17 protein-coding genes are annotated in these 18,275 nt (G+C 70.9%); 2 read left to right on the top strand and 15 right to left on the bottom strand.

The window, feature by feature from the left end; all coding sequences use genetic code 11:
* Positions 1-145: 145 nt before the first annotated feature.
* Complete coding sequence (locus ACZ58N_RS26825) at positions 146-1,375, top strand: DUF349 domain-containing protein (RefSeq protein WP_471164684.1); 1,230 nt, start codon at positions 146-148, stop codon at positions 1,373-1,375.
* A 206-nt stretch (positions 1,376-1,581) separates the two neighbouring features.
* Positions 1,582-2,835 (top strand): glycosyltransferase family 39 protein, encoded by a 1,254-nt coding sequence (locus ACZ58N_RS26820; protein ID WP_471164682.1) that lies wholly within the window; start codon positions 1,582-1,584, stop codon positions 2,833-2,835.
* A gap of 78 nt (positions 2,836-2,913) precedes the next feature.
* Here ACZ58N_RS26820 and ACZ58N_RS26815 read toward each other — a convergent pair whose 3' ends face one another.
* The 15 genes from ACZ58N_RS26815 to pgsA form a co-directional block, all read right to left on the bottom strand.
* Positions 2,914-5,346, bottom strand: coding sequence for a RelA/SpoT family protein (locus ACZ58N_RS26815; protein ID WP_389707050.1), 2,433 nt, complete (start codon positions 5,344-5,346; stop codon positions 2,914-2,916).
* A 215-nt stretch (positions 5,347-5,561) separates the two neighbouring features.
* Positions 5,562-6,113 (bottom strand): adenine phosphoribosyltransferase, encoded by a 552-nt coding sequence (locus tag ACZ58N_RS26810; protein ID WP_471164678.1) that lies wholly within the window; start codon positions 6,111-6,113, stop codon positions 5,562-5,564.
* Positions 6,110-7,171 carry a protein translocase subunit SecF gene (gene secF / locus ACZ58N_RS26805; RefSeq protein ID WP_471164676.1) on the bottom strand — a complete coding sequence of 354 codons (1,062 nt, stop codon included), beginning with the start codon at positions 7,169-7,171 and terminating at the stop codon, positions 6,110-6,112. The genes ACZ58N_RS26810 and secF overlap by 4 nt, the downstream gene beginning before the upstream one ends.
* Positions 7,172-7,174: 3 nt before the next feature.
* Positions 7,175-9,010 carry a protein translocase subunit SecD gene (gene secD, locus ACZ58N_RS26800; protein ID WP_471164674.1) on the bottom strand — a complete coding sequence of 612 codons (1,836 nt, stop codon included), beginning with the start codon at positions 9,008-9,010 and terminating at the stop codon, positions 7,175-7,177.
* Between the two features lie 151 nt (positions 9,011-9,161).
* Positions 9,162-9,641, bottom strand: coding sequence for a preprotein translocase subunit YajC (yajC, locus tag ACZ58N_RS26795; protein ID WP_471164672.1), 480 nt, complete (start codon positions 9,639-9,641; stop codon positions 9,162-9,164).
* Positions 9,642-9,805: 164 nt separating this feature from the next.
* Positions 9,806-10,879, bottom strand: coding sequence for a Holliday junction branch migration DNA helicase RuvB (gene ruvB, locus ACZ58N_RS26790; protein WP_471164671.1), 1,074 nt, complete (start codon positions 10,877-10,879; stop codon positions 9,806-9,808).
* 71 nt (positions 10,880-10,950) lie between these two features.
* Complete coding sequence (gene ruvA, locus ACZ58N_RS26785) at positions 10,951-11,583, bottom strand: Holliday junction branch migration protein RuvA (RefSeq protein WP_471164669.1); 633 nt, start codon at positions 11,581-11,583, stop codon at positions 10,951-10,953.
* Positions 11,580-12,110 carry a crossover junction endodeoxyribonuclease RuvC gene (gene ruvC, locus ACZ58N_RS26780; RefSeq protein ID WP_471164667.1) on the bottom strand — a complete coding sequence of 177 codons (531 nt, stop codon included), beginning with the start codon at positions 12,108-12,110 and terminating at the stop codon, positions 11,580-11,582. The genes ruvA and ruvC overlap by 4 nt, the downstream gene beginning before the upstream one ends.
* A gap of 111 nt (positions 12,111-12,221) precedes the next feature.
* Complete coding sequence (locus ACZ58N_RS26775) at positions 12,222-12,974, bottom strand: YebC/PmpR family DNA-binding transcriptional regulator (RefSeq protein WP_281205810.1); 753 nt, start codon at positions 12,972-12,974, stop codon at positions 12,222-12,224.
* Positions 12,975-13,031: 57 nt separating this feature from the next.
* Entirely contained in the window at positions 13,032-13,622 is a 591-nt protein-coding gene (gene pdxT / locus ACZ58N_RS26770) for a pyridoxal 5'-phosphate synthase glutaminase subunit PdxT (protein WP_471164664.1), read from the bottom strand.
* Positions 13,623-13,630: 8 nt separating this feature from the next.
* Complete coding sequence (gene pdxS, locus ACZ58N_RS26765; protein ID WP_030706266.1) at positions 13,631-14,548, bottom strand: pyridoxal 5'-phosphate synthase lyase subunit PdxS; 918 nt, start codon at positions 14,546-14,548, stop codon at positions 13,631-13,633.
* 116 nt (positions 14,549-14,664) lie between these two features.
* A complete protein-coding gene (locus ACZ58N_RS26760; RefSeq protein ID WP_471164662.1) occupies positions 14,665-15,219 on the bottom strand; it encodes a hypothetical protein in 555 nt (184 codons plus the stop codon).
* A gap of 93 nt (positions 15,220-15,312) precedes the next feature.
* Positions 15,313-16,485: a glycosyltransferase family 4 protein gene (locus tag ACZ58N_RS26755; RefSeq protein ID WP_471164660.1), complete on the bottom strand. Its 1,173-nt coding sequence runs from the start codon at positions 16,483-16,485 to the stop codon at positions 15,313-15,315.
* Positions 16,485-17,387 carry a phosphatidylinositol mannoside acyltransferase gene (locus tag ACZ58N_RS26750; RefSeq protein WP_471164658.1) on the bottom strand — a complete coding sequence of 301 codons (903 nt, stop codon included), beginning with the start codon at positions 17,385-17,387 and terminating at the stop codon, positions 16,485-16,487. The genes ACZ58N_RS26755 and ACZ58N_RS26750 overlap by 1 nt, the downstream gene beginning before the upstream one ends.
* On the bottom strand, positions 17,387-18,070 hold the full coding sequence (gene pgsA, locus ACZ58N_RS26745; protein ID WP_471164657.1) for a phosphatidylinositol phosphate synthase: 684 nt from the start codon (positions 18,068-18,070) through the stop codon (positions 17,387-17,389). The genes ACZ58N_RS26750 and pgsA overlap by 1 nt, the downstream gene beginning before the upstream one ends.
* Between the last annotated feature and the right edge of the window lie 205 nt (positions 18,071-18,275).

Raw genomic sequence — 18,275 nt, 5'->3', positions numbered from 1 at the left:
GATATTCCGTCGTGCGGGATGCGGACAGCCGGCCCGGCGGTCGCCTATGTTGGCGTTGTGCAGGGCGGGCGCTGCCCGCCCCAGGAAACTGTGGACGATGCCCGGGGGGCGAACCCCCTCGACGGCATCAGGTGGAGGAGGCGCTGTGAGCAGCGACCCGTGGGGCCGAGTCGACGAGACCGGCACCGTGTACGTGCGTACTTCCGAGGGCGAGCAGGTCGTCGGCTCGTGGCAGGCGGGGACCCCTGAGGAGGCCCTGGCCTACTTCGAGCGCAAGTACGAGGGCCTGGTGGTCGAGATCGGCCTCCTCGAACGGCGGGTGCGGACCACCGATCTGTCCGCCAAGGACGCCCAGACGGCCATCGAACACCTGCGGACGCAGGTGGACGAGCACCACGCCGTGGGTGACCTGGCGGCGCTGCGCGTGCGGCTCGACAAGCTGGTGTCGACCGTCGACTCGCGGCGCGAGGAGCGCAAGGTCCAGAAGGCCAAGCAGGCGGACGAGGCCCGCGCGGCCAAGGACGCCCTGGTGACCGAGGCCGAGCAGCTGGCGCAGAGCGACCAGTGGCGCTCGGCGGGCGAGCGGCTGCGTGCCCTCGTCGACATCTGGAAGGGTCTGCCGCGGCTGGACCGCAAGTCGGACGACGAGCTGTGGCACCGCTTCTCGCACGCCCGGTCCGCCTTCTCCAAGCGCCGCAAGGCGCACTTCGCCGCTCTGGACGCCCAGCGCGAGGACGCGCGCAAGGCCAAGGAGAAGCTGGTCGCGGAGGCCGAGTCCCTGTCGAAGTCGACGGACTGGGGTCCGACGGCCGCCCGCTACCGCGAGCTGATGGACAGTTGGAAGGCGGCCGGCCGGGCGCAGCGCGAGTCCGAGGACGACCTGTGGAACCGCTTCCGCGGCGCGCAGGACGTGTTCTTCGCGGCGCGCGGCGAGGTCTTCGCCGAGCGGGACGCCGAGCAGGTCGAGAACCTGAAGCTGAAGGAGGAGCTGACCGTCGAGGCGGAGAAGCTCGTCCCGGTGACGGACCTGAAGGCGGCCCGCGCCGCGTTCCGCTCGCTGAACGAGCGTTGGGAGGCCATCGGCCACGTGCCGCGGGACGCCCGTCCCAAGGTCGAGGGTCGGATGCACGCGGTCGAGCGTGCCATCCAGGAGGCCGAGGAAGGCGAGTGGCGGCGGACGAACCCGGAGGCGCGGGCGCGTGCCGCCGGTCTGACGGGTCAGCTCCAGGCGGCCGTCGACAAGCTGCGCGGGCAGGTCGACGCCGCGCGCGCGGCCGGCAACAACGCGAAGGCCGACAAGCTGGCCCGTGAGCTGGAGGGCCGGCAGGCCCTGCTGGACCAGGCGCTGAAGGGCCTGGAGGAGTTCGGCGGCTGAGTCCGCGGTCTCCGTCGCGTACGGAAGTGATGGGCATCACCGGAATCGTCCGGTGATGCCCATCCGCTTGACGGTCCTCACGTCCCGGTTCACCGATTTGTCATGTGGTTTCCCCACAGGGTGCGCACTGGCAGCACCTGACCCCTGTGTACCGTTGTGCGGTGCCGCAGCCGGCGGCATTCATCGGGCGACGACCAGGATCGAATGTGACGCATACCCAGATACGCGCCGAAGTCCCGGACTCGGTACCCGTCTCCCCGCCGCTCGGCGGTCCGGGGGATTCCGGGCTCCGAGGTGTCGGACGGCGCGTACTCGCCGGCCTCGTGCGGGCCCGCAAGGCGTTGCTGATCCACATCGCACTCCGGGCGGTCGGACTGGCCGTCATGGCCGTCTGGGCCGAGCGCAAGGGCGTGCAGCCCCTGGAGATCCTGGGCGGCCGCTGGGACGCGCCCTATTACCTGCACATCGCCGAGAACGGTCTGACGACGCCGCTCGCCGATCCCTCCACGTGCCAGTTCGCGGGCGGGCCGAGCTGCCAGATGGCGTTCTTCCCCGTCTTCCCGATGTTGATCCGGTACTCGTCGTACCTCACCGGGCTGCCCATGAACTGGATGGCGATGGGCCTGGCGCTCCTCGCCTCGGTCATCGCCGCGTGGGGCGTCTTCGCCGTCACCGACAAGATCTACGGCCGCCGCGTCGCCCTGTTCACCTGCGCCCTGTTCGCCATCGTGCCGGCCGCCCTGGTCCAGTCGATGGCGTACACCGAGTCGCTGTTCCTCGCCCTGGCGGTGTGGGCGATGTACGCGGTGATGACGAGGTCCTGGCTGACGGCGGGCGTACTCGCCTTCACGGCGGGAGCGACCCGCCCCTCCGGTTCCGCGATCGTCGCCGCGGTGGTGTTGGCCGGGGTCTGGGAGTTCGTGCAGTGGCGGCGCGGCCGGCGCTCGCAACGGCCGCCGGTCGGGCGGATGGTCGTGGCCTCGCTGATCGCCCCGCTGGGCTGGTTCGGCTACGTCGGCTACGTGGGTCTGCACTTCGGACGTTGGGACGGGTACTTCGAGCTCCAGCGCCGGTGGGGCTCCGCCTACGACGGGGGCCTCGACACCCTGTCGGAGCTGAAGAAGACGTTCACCCGGCTGGACCTCTCCCTGAACCACATGGTCGTCTCGCTGACCCTGGTCACGGCCGTGGTGCTCTTCGTCGTGATGACCATGAGGCGCCGGCCCCCGATGGTCGTGTGGATCTTCACCGCCATGATCATGCTGACGGCGCTGGGCGGCGCGGGCTTCTACTTCTCGAAGATGCGCTTCCTCATGCCCGCCTTCCCACTGCTGTTCCCGTTCGCCCTGGCCCTCGCGAGGGCCCGCCGGAGCACGGTGCTGTGGATCGTCGGATCGGCGACGGCCGTGTCCGCGCTCTTCGGGGGCAACCTCAACTTCGTCTGGCCCGGCTCCCCCTGATCGGCGGCTTGACGCCACCTGCCCGGACATGACGGTGGGCGCCACCCCGAGGGGGGCGCCCACCGTCATGTCCGCGCGCTACGGCCTGCGGGCCGAGGTCACCCGGTAGACGTCGTACACGCCCTCGACCCCGCGGACCGCCTTCAGGACGTGGCCCAGGTGTTTCGGGTCGCCCATCTCGAAGGTGAACCGGGAGGTCGCCACCCGGTCGCGCGAGGTCTGCACGGCCGCGGAGAGGATGTTCACGTGCTGGTCCGACAGGACGCGGGTGACGTCGGACAGCAGCCGGGACCGGTCCAGCGCCTCGACCTGGATGGCGACCAGGAAGACGGAGGACTGGGTGGGCGCCCATTCCACTTCCAGCATCCGCTCGGGCTGCTGGGAGAGGGAGTCGACGTTGACGCAGTCCGCGCGGTGAACCGATACGCCACTGCCCCGGGTGACGAAGCCGATGATCGGGTCGCCCGGCACCGGGGTGCAGCAGCGGGCCAGCTTGACCCACACGTCGTCGACGCCCTTGACCACCACGCCGGGGTCGGCGTTGCCCCGCCGCTTGCTGCGGCCGCGGGCCGGCGGGATGCTCTCCTCGATGTCCTCGTTGGCCGCGTCCTCGCCGCCGAGAGCCTGCACCAGCTTCTGCACGACGCCCTGCGCGGCCACGTGGCCCTCGCCGATCGCCGCGTACAGGGAGGAGATGTCGGGGTAGCGCATCTCGTGGGCGAGCGTGACGAGGGAGTCGCCGGTGAGGATGCGTTGGATCGGCAGGTTCTGCTTGCGCATGGCCCGCGCGATGGCGTCCTTGCCGTGCTCGATGGCCTCGTCGCGGCGCTCCTTGGAGAACCAGCCGCGGATCTTGTTCCGGGCCCGGGGCGACTTGACGAAACCGAGCCAGTCCCGGGACGGGCCGGCGCCCTCGGCCTTGGAGGTGAAGACCTCGACCAGGTCTCCGTTGTCGAGGGTCGATTCGAGCGGTACCAGCCGCCCGTTGACCCGCGCCCCTATCGTCCGGTGACCGACCTCGGTGTGGACGGCGTACGCGAAGTCCACGGAGGTCGCGCCGGCGGGCAGCGCGATGACGTCGCCCTTGGGCGTGAAGACGAAGACCTCGTTGCGGGAGAGGTCGAAGCGCAGCGAGTCGAGGAACTCGCCCGGGTCCTCGGTCTCCTTCTGCCAGTCGAGCAACTGCCGCAGCCAGGCCATGTCGTTGACGGTGTCCTGGCCCGCGCTGCCCTTGGCCGCCTGCGGGACGTCGGTGCGGACCTTGGAGGTGCCGGCGACGGTCTGCTGCTTGTACTTCCAGTGCGCGGCGATGCCGTACTCGGCTCGACGGTGCATGTCGAAGGTGCGGATCTGCAGTTCGACCGGCTTGCCGCTGGGCCCGATGACCGTCGTGTGGAGCGACTGGTACATGTTGAACTTGGGCATCGCGATGTAGTCCTTGAACCGGCCGGGGACCGGGTTCCAGCGCGCGTGCACCGTGCCGAGGGCCGCGTAGCAGTCCCGGACGGTGTCCACGAGGACGCGGATGCCCACCAGGTCGTAGATCTCCGCGAAGTCACGGCCGCGGACGATCATCTTCTGGTAGACGCTGTAGTAGTGCTTGGGGCGTCCCGTGACCGTGGCCTTGATGCGGGCGGCCCGCAGGTCCGTCATCACCTCGTCGGTGACGACGGCGAGGTACTCGTCGCGCTTGGGGGCGCGCTCGGCGACCAGCCGCACGATCTCGTCGTACATCTTGGGGTAGAGGATCGCGAAGGCGAGGTCCTCCAGTTCCCACTTGATGGTGTTCATGCCGAGGCGGTGGGCCAGCGGCGCGTAGATCTCAAGGGTCTCGCGGGCCTTCTTCTCCTGCTTCTCCCGCTTGAGGTACCGCATGGTGCGCATGTTGTGCAGGCGGTCGGCGAGCTTGATGACCAGGACCCGGGGGTCCTTGGCCATGGCGACGACCATCTTGCGGACGGTCTCGGCCTGGGCGGCCTCGCCGAACTTGACCCGGTCCAGCTTGGTGACGCCGTCGACGAGCAGGGCGACGGCGTCGCCGAAGTCGCGGCGCAGCTGCTCCAGTCCGTACTCGGTGTCCTCGACGGTGTCGTGCAGCAGGCCCGCCATGAGGGTGGCGGGGTCCATGCCGAGCTCGGCGAGGATGGTGGTCACCGCGAGCGGGTGGGTGATGTACGGGTCGCCGCTCTTGCGCTTCTGGCCCCGGTGCCAGCGTTCGGCGACCTGGTAGGCCTGCTCGATCTGGCGCAGGGTCTCCGTGGAGATCTTCGGGTCGTTGCTGCGGACTATGCGGAGCAGCGGTTCCAGTACCGGGTTGTACGGGTTGGAACGCTGCACCCCGAGGCGGGCGAGCCGGGCGCGCACCCGGTTGGAGGACCCGGCCTGCTTCGCCGGAGCGGGCTTGACCGGCGGGGCCGGCGGCGCAGGCGGGGGCGTGGCGGCAGCCGCCGCGGCCGGCTCGGCCTGCGGGTCGGGCTGCGCGGCGGAGAGTGGCTGGACCTCGTCTGGCAAGAGTGCTCCTCATGCGGATCCGGGGCCCCGGTCAGGTCCGGATAACCCATGGTAGCGAGGGTTCCGCCGGCCCGTTCCCCGGCGCCCGTCCCTCGGGACGCCGCCCTCGCGGCCGCCGCCGGGCGGTGAACGGAAGCGGGGGGGCTCCGGGAGGTTTCCGGGGGCCCGCCGCTCCGGCAGGTGTTGCGGGGCGCTGCCGTGGGGCAGCTCGTGGCTCAGACCACGATCAGGGCGTCCAGCGGGGCGCCCGCGAGGGCGTCCGTCACCCGGGCCCGGCCCGGGAGGAACGACAGCTCCATCAGGACGGCGACGCCCGCGACCTCCGCGCCGGCCCGCCGGATCAGCTCCAGCGAGGCTCCGGCGGTGCCGCCGGTGGCGAGGACGTCGTCGATGACCATGACCTTGTCACCGGCGGTGAGGTCCTCCGCGTGGACCTCGATCTCCGCGGTGCCGTACTCCAGCTCGTAGGACTGCGCGAGCGTCGCGCCCGGCAGCTTGCCAGCCTTGCGGACCGGCACGAAGCCGATGCCCGCCTGTACGGCGACCGGGGCGGCCAGGATGAACCCGCGCGCCTCCAGGCCGACGATCTTCGTCGCGCCGTACCGGACGGCCAGCTCCGCCAGGGCGTCCGTCAGGGCCGCGAAGGCCTTCGGGTCGGCCAGCAGGGGGGTGATGTCCTTGAACATCACGCCCGGCTTCGGGTAGTCCGGTACGTCCTTGATCCGACTGAGCAGCAGCTCGCGGACCTCGGGGGAACAGGAGGTCACCGGCGCCGCCTCCCGTTGCCGCCGGAGACGGCCTCGGAGGAGTCGCCGGACTCCGCGTCCTCGCCCCCGTCGACCGGCTCGCCCTTGGCCGCGGCGGCGGCGCGCTTGGCGAGGACCCGCTTCTTGAGGGCCTTCATCGCCGGCTCGCGCTCCTTCAGGTCCACGACCAGCGGGGTCGCGATGAAGATCGAGGAGTACGCACCGGCCGCGAGGCCGACGAACAGCGACAACGAGATGTCGTTGAGCATGCCCGCGCCCAGGAACCCGCCACCGATGAACAGCAGGGCGGCGACGGGGAGCAGGGCCACGACCGTGGTGTTGATCGAGCGGACCAGCGTGCCGTTGATGCTGCGGTTGGCGATCTCGCTGAAGGTGAAGCGGGTCTGCTTCGTGATGTCCTTCGAGCCCTCCTTCAGACCGTCGAAGACGACGACGGTGTCGTAGAGGGAGTAACCGAGGATGGTCAGCAGACCGATGACCGTGCCCGGGGTGACCTCGAACCCGACCAGCGCGTACACGCCGACCGTGATCGTGAGGTCGTGGATCAGGGCGATCAGCGCGGCGACGGCCATGCGCCACTCGAAGGCGATCGCGAGGTAGATCACCACGAGGATCATGAAGATGCCGAGGCCGGTCCAGGCCTTGTTGGCGATCTGCTCGCCCCAGCTCGGGCCCACGAGGTCGGCGTTGATGTCGGCCGCGTTGACCTTGAGGTCGGTGGCGAGCTTGCCCTTGACGTCGGCGGCGGCGGCGGTGTCCAGACCGGAGATCTGGACGCGCATGCCGCCGGAGCCGAGCTCCTGGACGATCGCGTCGTGGCCGGAGATCTTCTCCGCGGCCTCGGTCACGTGGGCGACGGAGGCGGTGGTCTTCGGGGTGGTGAAGACCGCGCCGCCCTTGAACTCGATGCCCATGTTGAGGCCCTGGACGGCCAGGGCGACGATCGCCGTGATGGTGATCAGGATGGAAACGCCGTACCAGAGAAAGCGCTTGCCGACGAAGTCGTAGCCGACCTCACCGCGGTACAGCCTGGCGCCGAGATCTCCCAGCTTCGACATCTCTCACGCCTCCTTTGCGTCGACGGGGGCGGGTACGGGACCGGTGCGGCGGGATCCGCGCAGCGGGGGCTTGGCACCGAGCCGCTTGGGGTCGAGCCCGGACCACGGGTGACCGCTGGAGAAGAACTTCGTACGGGCCAGCAGCGTCATGATCGGCTTGGTGAAGAGGAACACCACGACCACGTCGAGCAGGGTCGTCAGACCCAGTGTGAAGGCGAAGCCCTGGACCTTGCCCACCGTGACGATGAACAGCACCGCGGCGGCGAGGAAGGACACGAAGTCCGACACCAGGATGGTGCGCCGGGCGCGCGGCCACGCGCGCTCGACGGCCGGACGCAGGGTGCGGCCCTCGCGGATCTCGTCCCGGATGCGTTCGAAGTACACGATGAACGAGTCCGCCGTGATGCCGATGGCCACGATGGCGCCGCAGACCGCCGGCAGGTTGAGGGCGAAGCCGATGCCCTTGCCGAGGAGCGACATGATCGTGTAGGTCAGCACCGCGGACACCAGGAGGCTGACGATCGCGATGAAGGCCAGGCCGCGGTAGTAGACCAGCAGGTAGATCACCACGAGGGCGAGGCCGATGGCGCCGGCGATGAGACCGGCCCGCAGCTGCTCGCCGCCGAGCGCGGGGGTGACGGTCGTGACGCTGTCCTCCTGGAAGGACAGGGGCAGGGCGCCGTAGGACAGCATGTTGCCCAGGTCCTGGGCGCTCTCCTGGGTGAAGCCGCCGGAGATCTCGGCGTTGCCGCCGGTCAGTGCCTGGCTGACGGAGGGGTCGGAGATGACCTTGCCGTCGAGGACGATCGCGAACTGGTTCTGCGGGGACTGCTTGGTGGCCAGCTCGCCGGTGATCTTGGCGAACTTGTCGGCGCCCTTGTCGGTGAACTGCATCTGGACGATCCAGCCGCCACCGCGCTGCGTGTCGACGACGCCCTTGGCGTCCTTGACGTCCTGACCGTCGACCTGGGCCGGACCGAGGACCCACTTGAACCACTGGGTGTCACGCTGACCGCAGGCGATCATCGAGTCCTCGGGCTTGGCGCCCTGACCGGCGGCGGTGCGCTGGGCCGGGTCGGTGCAGTCCAGTGCCGCGAACTTCTTCTGCAGGTCGGCGACCGCGGGGTCCACCGGCGGCGCGCTCGCGTCGGGGGACGCGGACGGCGACCCGGAGGGGGCACCGGAAGCCGAGGCGGAGGGGGTCGCCTTGTTGTCGTCTGCCTTCTTCGACCCGCTCGCGGACGGCGAGGGGGTGGGGGCGTCGGGGGCCTTGAGGGCCTCGCTGAGCGCACGGCCCTGGGAAGTGGCGCTGGACGACGGGGTGGCCTGGGCGGACGGCTTGCCGCTGCCTTCGGCCTTCGGCGGCGCGGAACCGCTCGCGGAGGGGCTCGGAGAGCCGCTCGGGGTGGCCTCCGGGGCGATCGGGGCGCCGTCGGCGACGGCGAGCACCGGACGGAAGTAGAGCTGCGCGGTGGTACCGACCTGCTCGCGCGCCTGCTGCTCGTTCACACCCTTGGGGATGTTCACGATGATGTGGTCGGTGCCCTGCGTCTGGACCTCGGCCTCCGAGACGCCGAGACCGTTGACACGGCGGTCGATGATGCCGACCGCGGTGTTCATGTTGGTCTCGTTGATGGCGTTCGGCTTGCCGGGCTCGCTCTTCGCCTTGAGCGTGATGCTCGTACCGCCCGCGAGGTCGATGCCCAGGCGGGGAGTCGTCTGCTTCGAGAGGAACATCCCCGCGGTGAGCGCCACCATCGCGATCAGGATGATGGCCAGGGCGCGCCCCGGCCTCCCCTGAGCCCCCGTGGGCCGCCGGCCCTTCTTCGGTGCTGCCACCTTGTCGTTTCTCCCTGTCCAACCGTCCCGCGCCGGGTCAGCGCGCGGACGGCCACGAAATGTGTGGTGGGGACCCCTGCCCCCCGCAGAAGTTCACTGCGGGTACCGCGGCGGTCGCCGGTCGGGCGCCACCGCGGTTCCCGGCCCGGTGCTACTTGGCGCCGGGCTCGCCGTCCTTCGGCTCGTCGCCCTTGGGCTCGTCGCTCTTGCCCAGGTCGAGCTTCGGGGCGTCGGTGGACGCGTCCTTCGACAGATCGGCCTTGGGCTGGTCCGTCTTCGGGGCGTCGGCCTCGGTCAGCGAGGAGGCGTCGTCCGGGACGACCGGCGTGTCGTTCGTCGGATCATCGTTGATTCCGTGGACGATGCGGTTGTACTCCTCGTCCTCCAGGACGGCGCCGATGGAGTTCTTCGCGTAGATCGCGTGGACACCGGGAGCCACCTCAAGGGTGACCGTGTCCTCACCGATCTCCTTCACCGTGGCGTACATGCCACCGATGGTGCGGACGCCGGTGCCGGGCGTCATTTCGTTGCGCATCTGCGCGGCCGCCTGCTGCTTCTTCTTGGCGGAGCGGGTCATCAGGAACATGGCCCCGATGAGCACGATGAACGGGAGGAGTGTCACGAGATTCACGGGACGAAGATCCTTCGCACGACCGTACGGACGACGGCCTTTTTCTACGGGGGTGGGCACGCCGACCCGAAGGGTCGGCATCGGCGGAGTCTAGGCGAGTCCGCACCGATGGAACAACGCCCAGCATGGCACCGCAGTTCCTGACCGGGCGAACCTCCGCGCCGTCAGGCCCCGAACAAGCCCTGTTGTCCGCTTGATCCACTCACCCCGTGCTGCGGGGGTACGAGCCCCAGGTGGGCCCATGCGGCGGGGGTCGCGACCCGACCGCGCGGGGTACGGGCCAGCAGGCCCTCCCGGACCAGGAACGGCTCGGCGACCTCCTCGACCGTCTCCCGCTCCTCCCCCACGGCCACCGCCAGGGTCGACAGCCCGACGGGACCGCCGCCGAACAGCTTGAGCAGGGCCTCCAGCACGGCCCGGTCCAGCCGGTCGAGGCCCCGCGCGTCGACCTCGTAGACCTGGAGGGCGGTTTCGGCCACGTCCCGGGTGATCACTCCGTCGGCCCTGACCTGTGCGTAGTCCCGGACCCGGCGCAGGAGCCGGTTGGCGATGCGGGGCGTGCCGCGGGAGCGCCCGGCGATCTCGGCGGCGCCCGCGGTGTCGATCTCGACGTCGAGGAGGCGGGCGGAGCGGTGGATGACGCGTTCCAGCTCCTCGGGGACGTAGAACTCCATGTGCCCGGTGAAGCCGAAGCGGTCGCGCAGCGGCGGGGGCAGCAGCCCGGCGCGGGTGGTGGCGCCCACGAGGGTGAACGGCGGCAGTTCGAGGGGGATGGCGGTGGCTCCGGGGCCCTTGCCGACGATCACATCGACGCGGAAGTCCTCCATGGCCATGTACAGCATCTCCTCGGCGGGCCGGGACATGCGGTGGATCTCGTCGAGGAAGAGGACCTCGCCCTCCTGGAGGGAGGAGAGGATCGCGGCGAGGTCGCCCGCGTGCTGGATGGCGGGCCCGGAGGTGATCCGGATCGGGGCGCCCATCTCGGCGGCGATGATCATGGAGAGGGTGGTCTTGCCGAGACCGGGCGCGCCGGAGAGCAGGACGTGGTCGGCGGTGGCGCCGCGCTGCTTGGCCGCCTTGAGGACGAGGTCCAGTTGCTGGCGGACCTTCTCCTGACCGACGAACTCGCCGAGGTCCTTGGGGCGCAGGGCGGCCTCGACCGCCGTGTCCTCCCCGTCGGCGGCGGAGGCGACGATGCGGGCCTCGTCCTCGGCGGTGGTCTCGTCGTCCCAGTTCACGGTGTCGCTCTGCCTTCTCGGTATGCGCTGTGGCTTCTCTGTGCGCGGTGGTCGGTCGTACGCGGCGTCGGTCAGCGGGCGCGGTTGAGGGACTGGAGGGCCGCGCGCAGCAGCTGCGGGACCGGGGCGGATCCGCCGGCGGCGATGGCGGCCTCGGCCTGCGGGGTCACGGCGCCGACCGCCTCGTCCGCGTCTCGGGGGGCGTAGCCGAGGCCGATCAGGGCGGCCTGGAGCTGTTCGCTCCAGGGGGCGGGGCCGGTGGCCGCGGCCCGCTGGGCTCCGACGAGGCCGCCGGTGCCCAGGGGGGAGCCCAGTTTGTCCTTGAGTTCGAGGAGGAGTTTCTGGGCGCCCTTCTTGCCGATGCCGGGCACGGCCGTCAGGGACTTCTCGTCGCCCGTCGAGACGGCCAGGCGCAGCGCGTCGGGGCTGTGCACGCCGAGCATCGCCTGCGCGAGCCTGGGGCCGACCCCGCTGGCGGTCTGGAGGAGCTCGAAGACCTGGCGTTCGTCGTCATCGGCGAATCCGTACAGGGTGAGGGAGTCCTCCCGGACGACCAGGGAGGTGGCCAGCCGGGCCGGCTCGCCGACGCGCAGGGCGGCGATGGTGTTCGGCGTGCAGTGGACGGCCATGCCCACTCCCCCGACCTCGACGACGGCCAGGGTGGGGGCGAGGGCGGCGACGGGGCCGCTGACGAAGGCGATCATCGGGTACGGCCTTTCGAGGCGTGCAGGGCGACCGCCTGCTGGAGGCGGTTCTGGGCGGGGGCCCGCCAGATGTGACAGATGGCGAGGGCGAGGGCGTCGGCGGCGTCGGCGGGCTTCGGCGGCTCGGCCAGCCGGAGCAGGCGGGTCACCATGGCGCCGACCTGTGCCTTGTCGGCCCGGCCGGTGCCGGTGACGGCGGCCTTGACCTCGCTGGGGGTGTGCAGGGCGACGGGGATGCCGCGCCGGGAGGCGCACAGCATGGCGACGGCGCTGGCCTGGGCGGTGCCCATGACGGTGCTGACGTTGTGCTGGCTGAAGACCCGCTCCACGGCGACGACCTCGGGCCGGTGCGCGTCGAGCCATTCCTCGATGCCCTGTTCGATGGCGACGAGCCGGTTCCCCAGCTCGGCGTCCGCCGGCGTCCGTACGACACCGACGCCGATCATGGTCAGGGGGCGACCGGCGACGCCCTCGACCACGCCGACGCCGCACCGCGTCAGTCCCGGGTCCACACCGAGCACTCGCACCGCGTCCCCCTCCCTCGCTCACCCGTCCGCGTCCGTGCAGGTTAGCGGGCGCCACTGACAAAGCGACGGGCCGACGGGGTGTGTCCCCGTCGGCCCGTCGCTGGTGCCCGGTCAGGCGTCGACCTGCTCCATGACCTCGTCCGAGACGTCGAAGTTGGCGAAGACGTTCTGCACGTCGTCGCTGTCCTCCAGCGCGTCGATCAGCTTGAAGATCTTGCGCGCGCCCTCTTCGTCCAGCTCGACCTGCATGGTCGGCAGGAAGTTGGAGTCGGCCGAGTCGTAGTCGATGCCCGCCTCCTGCAGCGCGGTGCGGACCGCGACCATGTCGGTGGCCTCGCTGATGATCTCGAAGCTCTCGCCGAGGTCGTTGACCTCCTCGGCGCCCGCCTCCAGCACCGTCTCCAGGACGTCGTCCTCGGAGAGCTCGCCCTTGGGCAGGAGCACGACGCCCTTGCGGTTGAACAGGTACGAGACCGAGCCCGGGTCGGCCATCGAGCCGCCGTTGCGGGTCATGGCGACGCGGACGTCGGAGGCGGCACGGTTGCGGTTGTCGGTGAGGCACTCGATGAGCACCGCGACGCCGTTGGGGCCGTAGCCCTCGTACATGATCGTCTCGTAGTCGGCGCCGCCGGCCTCCAGGCCGCCGCCGCGCTTGACCGCGGAGTCGATGTTCTTGTTCGGGACCGAGCTCTTCTTGGCCTTCTGGATGGCGTCGAAGAGGGTCGGGTTGCCATCGATGTCGGCGCCGCCCATACGGGCCGCGACCTCGATGTTCTTGATCAGCTTCGCGAAGAGCTTGCCGCGCTTGGCGTCAACCACGGCCTTCTTGTGCTTCGTCGTAGCCCATTTAGAGTGGCCGGACATCTGCCTGTCTCCTTCGCGTCACCAACAGTGTTCGCCTCAGATCCTACCGGGACGCCGTTACGAGCCCGCGCGCACCATGTCGACGAAGTACGCGTGGACGCGGTCGTCGCCGGTCAGTTCGGGGTGGAACGAGGTGGCCAGCACGTTGCCCTGCCGCACGGCCACGGTGTGGCCCTCGTACGTGGCCAGCACCTCGACGGCGCCGCCGACGGACTCGACCCACGGGGCGCGGATGAAGACGCCCTCGACGGGGCCGCCCGCTATGCCCGCGAAGTCGATCGTCGCCTCGAAGGACTCGTTCTGCCGGCCGAAGGCGTTGCGGCGCACGATCATGTCGATGCCGCCGAGCGTCTCCTGGTCGTCACGGCCGTCCAGGAGCTTGTCCGCGAGCATGATCATGCCGGCGCAGGTGCCGTACACGGGCATACCGGCCCGCACGCGCTCGCGCAGCGGCTCCAGCATGCCGAACAGCACGGCGAGCTTCGACATGGTCGTGGACTCGCCGCCGGGGATCACCAGGGCGTCGACCTCGGCGAGCTCCTCGGGACGCCGGACCGGCCTGGCCACGGCGTCCGCCGCGGCCAGGGCGATCAGGTGCTCCCGTACGTCGCCCTGGAGAGCCAGGACACCAATCACGGGGTTGGTCATGGCAGTGACTACCAGCCGCGGTTGGCGTAGCGCTCGGCCTCGGGCAGGGTGTCGCAGTTGATGCCGACCATGGCCTCGCCCAGGTTGCGGGAGGCGTCCGCGATGATCTTCGGGTCGTCGTAGAAGGTGGTGGCCTTCACGATGGCGGCGGCGCGCTTGGCCGGGTCGCCCGACTTGAAGATGCCGGAGCCGACGAAGACGCCCTCGGCACCGAGCTGGCGCATCAGCGCGGCGTCGGCGGGGGTGGCGACGCCACCGGCGGAGAACAGCACGACCGGGAGCTTGCCGAGCTCGGCGACCTCCTTGACCAGCTCGTACGGGGCGCGCAGCTCCTTGGCGGCGGCGAACAGCTCGTTGTTGTCGTAGCCGCGCAGGCGGGCGATCTCGTTCTTGATCTGGCGCAGGTGACGGACGGCCTCGACGACGTTGCCGGTACCGGCCTCGCCCTTGGAACGGATCATGGCCGCGCCCTCGGCGATGCGGCGCAGGGCCTCGCCCAGGTTGGTGGCGCCACACACGAAGGGGGTCGTGAACGCCCACTTGTCGGAGTGGTTGACCTCGTCGGCCGGGGTCAGGACCTCGGACTCGTCGATGTAGTCGACGCCGAGGGACTGCAGGACCTGCGCCTCGACGAAGTGGCCGATGCGGGACTTGGCCATGACGGGGATCGAGACGGCCTCGATGATCTCTTCGATCATGTTCGGGTCGGACATGCGGGCCACGCCGCCGTCCTTGCGGATGTCCGCGGGGACCCGCTCCAGGGCCATGACGGCGACGGCGCCGGCGTCCTCGGCGATCTTCGCCTGCTCGGCGTTGACCACGTCCATGATCACACCGCCCTTGAGCTGCTCGGCCATGCCGCGCTTGACGCGGGAGGTGCCGATGGCCGACTCAGCGGACTGGGGGGAGGTGGGAAGCGTGCTCACGGGTTGACCTCACTCGAAAGGAAGACGGGTGCTACTCCACCGAGAAAACCCCACCGACCAGGCCACGGCAAGGGCCAATGTGGAGCCGGTGGCCTCTCCATTTGTCCCTCGCGGCTCTAGGACGGCCGGTCCGCGAGGTCCGCCGGGGGTTCGTCGTCCATTTCGAAGGCCAGCGGGAACGGGGCGTGTCCCGCCAGTCGGAACCAGCGCACCTTGCGGTGCCGGCGCAGCGCGCGGGCCGCGCGGACCGCGTCGTTGAGGAACCGCCGCGCCATCGGCACCCGGCGCACCGCCGCCGCCAGTTCCTCGGCGGCGGCCTCGCCGCCCGGCGCGGCCTTCAGCGCCTCGACCTGATCGATGTCGGCGAACACCGCGCGCAGGGCCTGGCTGAGTTCGCTCTCGGCGACCTCGCGGTGTTCCTCCTCGGCCTGCCGGGCGGCGTGGGCGGCCTCGTACAGGACGAGGGAGGACGCGGGGTCGAGCGCCCCGGAGGTCGCCACCTCCACGACCACCGAGGCCCGCCGCACGAGCTGTGCGTCGAGTGCGGCCCGAGCGGCGTCCATCCGCGTGTGCAGCCGGTCGAGACGGCCGGCGGTCCAGCTGAGGTAGACACCGACGACGCCCAGCGCCACGGCGATCCAGACAAGGTTTTCGATCACGGGCCGCGACATTACCCTTCCGGGCGCGGCGCCCGCTCACCGCTGCCCACGGGGCACGTGGGACGCCCCGGGCGCGACCGGGGCGTCCGGCCGCGCGGGCGGACCTCAGGAGCCCGCGGAGTCCCGCGAGAAGCCCAGTCGGGTGCGCAGGGGCACCCGCTCGTCGGCGGCGACCGCCGCCGCGCCGTCGGTGACGGTCTCGTAGACGGCGAGGATGTCCGCGCCGACCGTCGACCAGTCGAAGCGCCGTACGTGGGCGGAGCCGCGGGCGCTCAGTTCGGCCCGTCGGGCCGGGTCACGGAGCAGGGCGACGGCCGCGGCGGCCAGGGAGGCGGAGTCCTCGTTCGCGAAGAGTTCGCCCGCCGCGCCCTGGTCCAGGACCTGGGCGAAGGCGTCGAGGTCGGAGGCCAGCACGGCGGCTCCGGCGGACAGCGCCTCCACGAGGATGATCCCGAAGCTCTCGCCGCCGGTGTTGGGGGCGACGTAGACGTCGACGCTGCGCAGCAGGCGGGCCTTGTCCTCGTCGGAGACCATGCCGAGGAACTCCACGCGGGAGCGCAGCTCCGCGGGCAGGGAGGCGACCGCCTCCTCCTCGTCACCGCGGCCGGCGACCAGCAGGCGCACGTCCGGGCAGGCCTCGACGATCCGCGGGAAGGCGTCCATGAGGACGGGCAGGCCCTTGCGGGGTTCGTCGATGCGGCCGATGAAACCGAGCGTCTGCCCGCCCCACTCCGCCTTGGGATCGGCGTCGGCGAAGAAGTCGACGTCCACCCCGTTCGGGATGACGACGGCGTCCCCGCCCAGGTGCTCCACGAGGGTGCGCCGGGCGTACTCGCTGACCGCGATCCGCGCGCTGATCTTCTCCAGGGCCGGCTGGAGGATCGGGTACGCGGCGATCATGGCGCGGGAGCGCGGGTTGGAGGTGTGGAAGGTGGCCACGATCGGCCCCTGGGCGGCCCAGCAGGACAGCAGCCCCAGCGAGGGGGAGGCCGGCTCGTGGATGTGGATGACGTCGAACACCCCGTCGTGCAGCCAACGTCGGACGCGGGCCGCGGAGAGGAAGCCGAAGTTCAGTCGGGCGACGGACCCGTTGTAGGGCACCGGCACCGCCCGTCCCGCCGAGACCACGTAGGGCGGCAGGGGGGTCTCGTCGTCGGCCGGGGCCAGCACCGACACCTCGTGGCCGAGGCGGATCAGGTGTTCCGCCAGGTCACGAATGTGGAACTGGACGCCGCCCGGGACGTCCCACGAGTACGGGCACACGATGCCGATCTTCACTACGGGCGCTCCTCCAGGTCGTCCAGCCACAGCCGTTGCAGCATGTGCCAGTCCTGCGGGTGTTCGGCGATGCCCTCGGCGAAGGCGTCGGCGACGGCCTGCGTCATCGTGGCGGTCTTCTCGATCCGCGTCCCGGTCCCCGGCACCGGGACCTCGGGGTGGATCCGGCCGTACATCGTCGGCGTGTCCCCGTAGTGCAGGGTCGCCGGGAGCAGCACCGCCCCCGTCTGCTGGGCCAGCAGGGCGGGCCCGGCGGGCATGCGGGCGGTGGCGCCGAAGAAGTCCACCTCGACGCCGGAGGACGACAGGTCCCGGTCCGCGACGAGGCATACGAGGCCGCCGGAGCGCAGCCGGCGGGCCAGGGTGCCGAAGGCGGCGCCGCCGCTGTGCGGCAGGACCTCCATGCCGAGGCTCTCGCGGTACGCCACGAAGCGGTCGTAGAGGGACTCGGGCTTGAGGCGTTCGGCGACGGTGGTGAACGGGACGCCGATGTGGCCGATGGCCCAGGCCCCGGCGAGGTCCCAGTTGGCCAGGTGGGGCAGGGCGACGACGACCCCGCGCCCACTGGCGAGGGCTTCGCGCAGCAGGTGCTCGTCCTGGAACAGGACTTCCTTGCCGAAGCGTTCCGGGTTCATCGTCGGCAGCCGGAACGATTCCATCCAGTAGCGCATGTACGAGCGCATGCCCGCCTTGGAGAGTTCCCGCAGCCGCTCGGGTGAGGCGTCCGGGACCACCCTGGCCAGGTTGGACTCCAGGCGGAGCACGCTCTTGCCCCGGCGCTTCCAGACCACGTCCGCGATCCTGCGGCCGAGGGCGACCGCGGCCGGCTCGGGGAGCTTCTTCACCCCCGCCCAGCCGAGCCCGTAGAGACCGTCGACCAGCTTGTCCTGCGCCGTGCCCATCAGGTGGTACCGCTCTCGGTGGAGGACTGGGGTCCGGCAGCCGCCTCGGCGGCGTCCGCCTCGGCCGCCTCACGGCGTACGGTGACCACCCGCTGGATCAGGGTGACGAGCGATCCGACGGCGACGACCCACAGCGCGATCGGCAGCAGGACGCCGATCCACGAGGGCACCCCGAAGGTCTGGAGGCCGGACAGGCCCGCCGCGACGAGGGAGATCACCAGCCGCTCGGCCCGCTCGATGAGCCCGTTCACGGCGACCGGGAGCCCGATCGACTCGCCGCGGGCCTTGGTGTAGGAGACCACCTGGCCACTGGCCAGGCAGAAGATCGCCACCGCGCAGAGGACGTTGTCGTGCCCGGAGCCCGCGTACCAGAGCGCGAGCCCGCCGAAGATCGCCGCGTCCGCCACCCGGTCGAGGGTGGAGTCGAGGAACGCGCCCCACCGGCTGGAGACGCCGGCCTGGCGGGCCATGTTCCCGTCCACCAGGTCGGAGAACACGAAGAGGGTGATGGTGATCGTGCCCCAGAAGAACTCGCCCCTGGGGAAGAAGACCAGCGCTCCGGCCACCACGCCGGCGGTGCCGATCAGGGTGACCGCGTCGGGGCTCACCCCCCGACGGAGGAGAAACGCGGCGAACGGCGTGAGAACACGCGTGAAGAATGCACGCGCGTACTTGTTCAGCATGGCCTTCCCGGAGGGTCGCTGGGCCGCACGGCCACCACGGCCACCGGCTGGCCCATCGTAGCCGGCGCCCGGGGCCCGCACGGCCGCGCACCCACCGGTTCGCTCCCGCCAATCCGCCCGGAGGGTCCGGTTCCCGCCCGGGGCCGGCCGGGGTACGACGTATGGACGCAGTGTGACGGCGGTGCAAAGCTCGTAGGACCCCGAT

The organism is Streptomyces sp. NPDC040432 (assembly GCF_055595445.1).
This window is presented reverse-complemented; position numbering and strand designations above follow the sequence as displayed.

What these genes read in the sequence shown, in the direction of transcription:
- pgsA (WP_471164657.1), bottom strand. Translation starts at nt 18,070, where the DNA reads ATGCTGAACAAGTACGCGCGTGCATTCTTCACGCGTGTTCTCACGCCG.
- pdxT (WP_471164664.1), bottom strand. Translation starts at nt 13,622, where the DNA reads ATGACCAACCCCGTGATTGGTGTCCTGGCTCTCCAGGGCGACGTACGG.
- ACZ58N_RS26760 (WP_471164662.1), bottom strand. Translation starts at nt 15,219, where the DNA reads ATGTCGCGGCCCGTGATCGAAAACCTTGTCTGGATCGCCGTGGCGCTG.
- ACZ58N_RS26750 (WP_471164658.1), bottom strand. Translation starts at nt 17,387, where the DNA reads ATGGGCACGGCGCAGGACAAGCTGGTCGACGGTCTCTACGGGCTCGGC.
- ACZ58N_RS26775 (WP_281205810.1), bottom strand. Translation starts at nt 12,974, where the DNA reads ATGTCCGGCCACTCTAAATGGGCTACGACGAAGCACAAGAAGGCCGTG.
- secF (WP_471164676.1), bottom strand. Translation starts at nt 7,171, where the DNA reads ATGTCGAAGCTGGGAGATCTCGGCGCCAGGCTGTACCGCGGTGAGGTC.
- ruvA (WP_471164669.1), bottom strand. Translation starts at nt 11,583, where the DNA reads ATGATCGCCTTCGTCAGCGGCCCCGTCGCCGCCCTCGCCCCCACCCTG.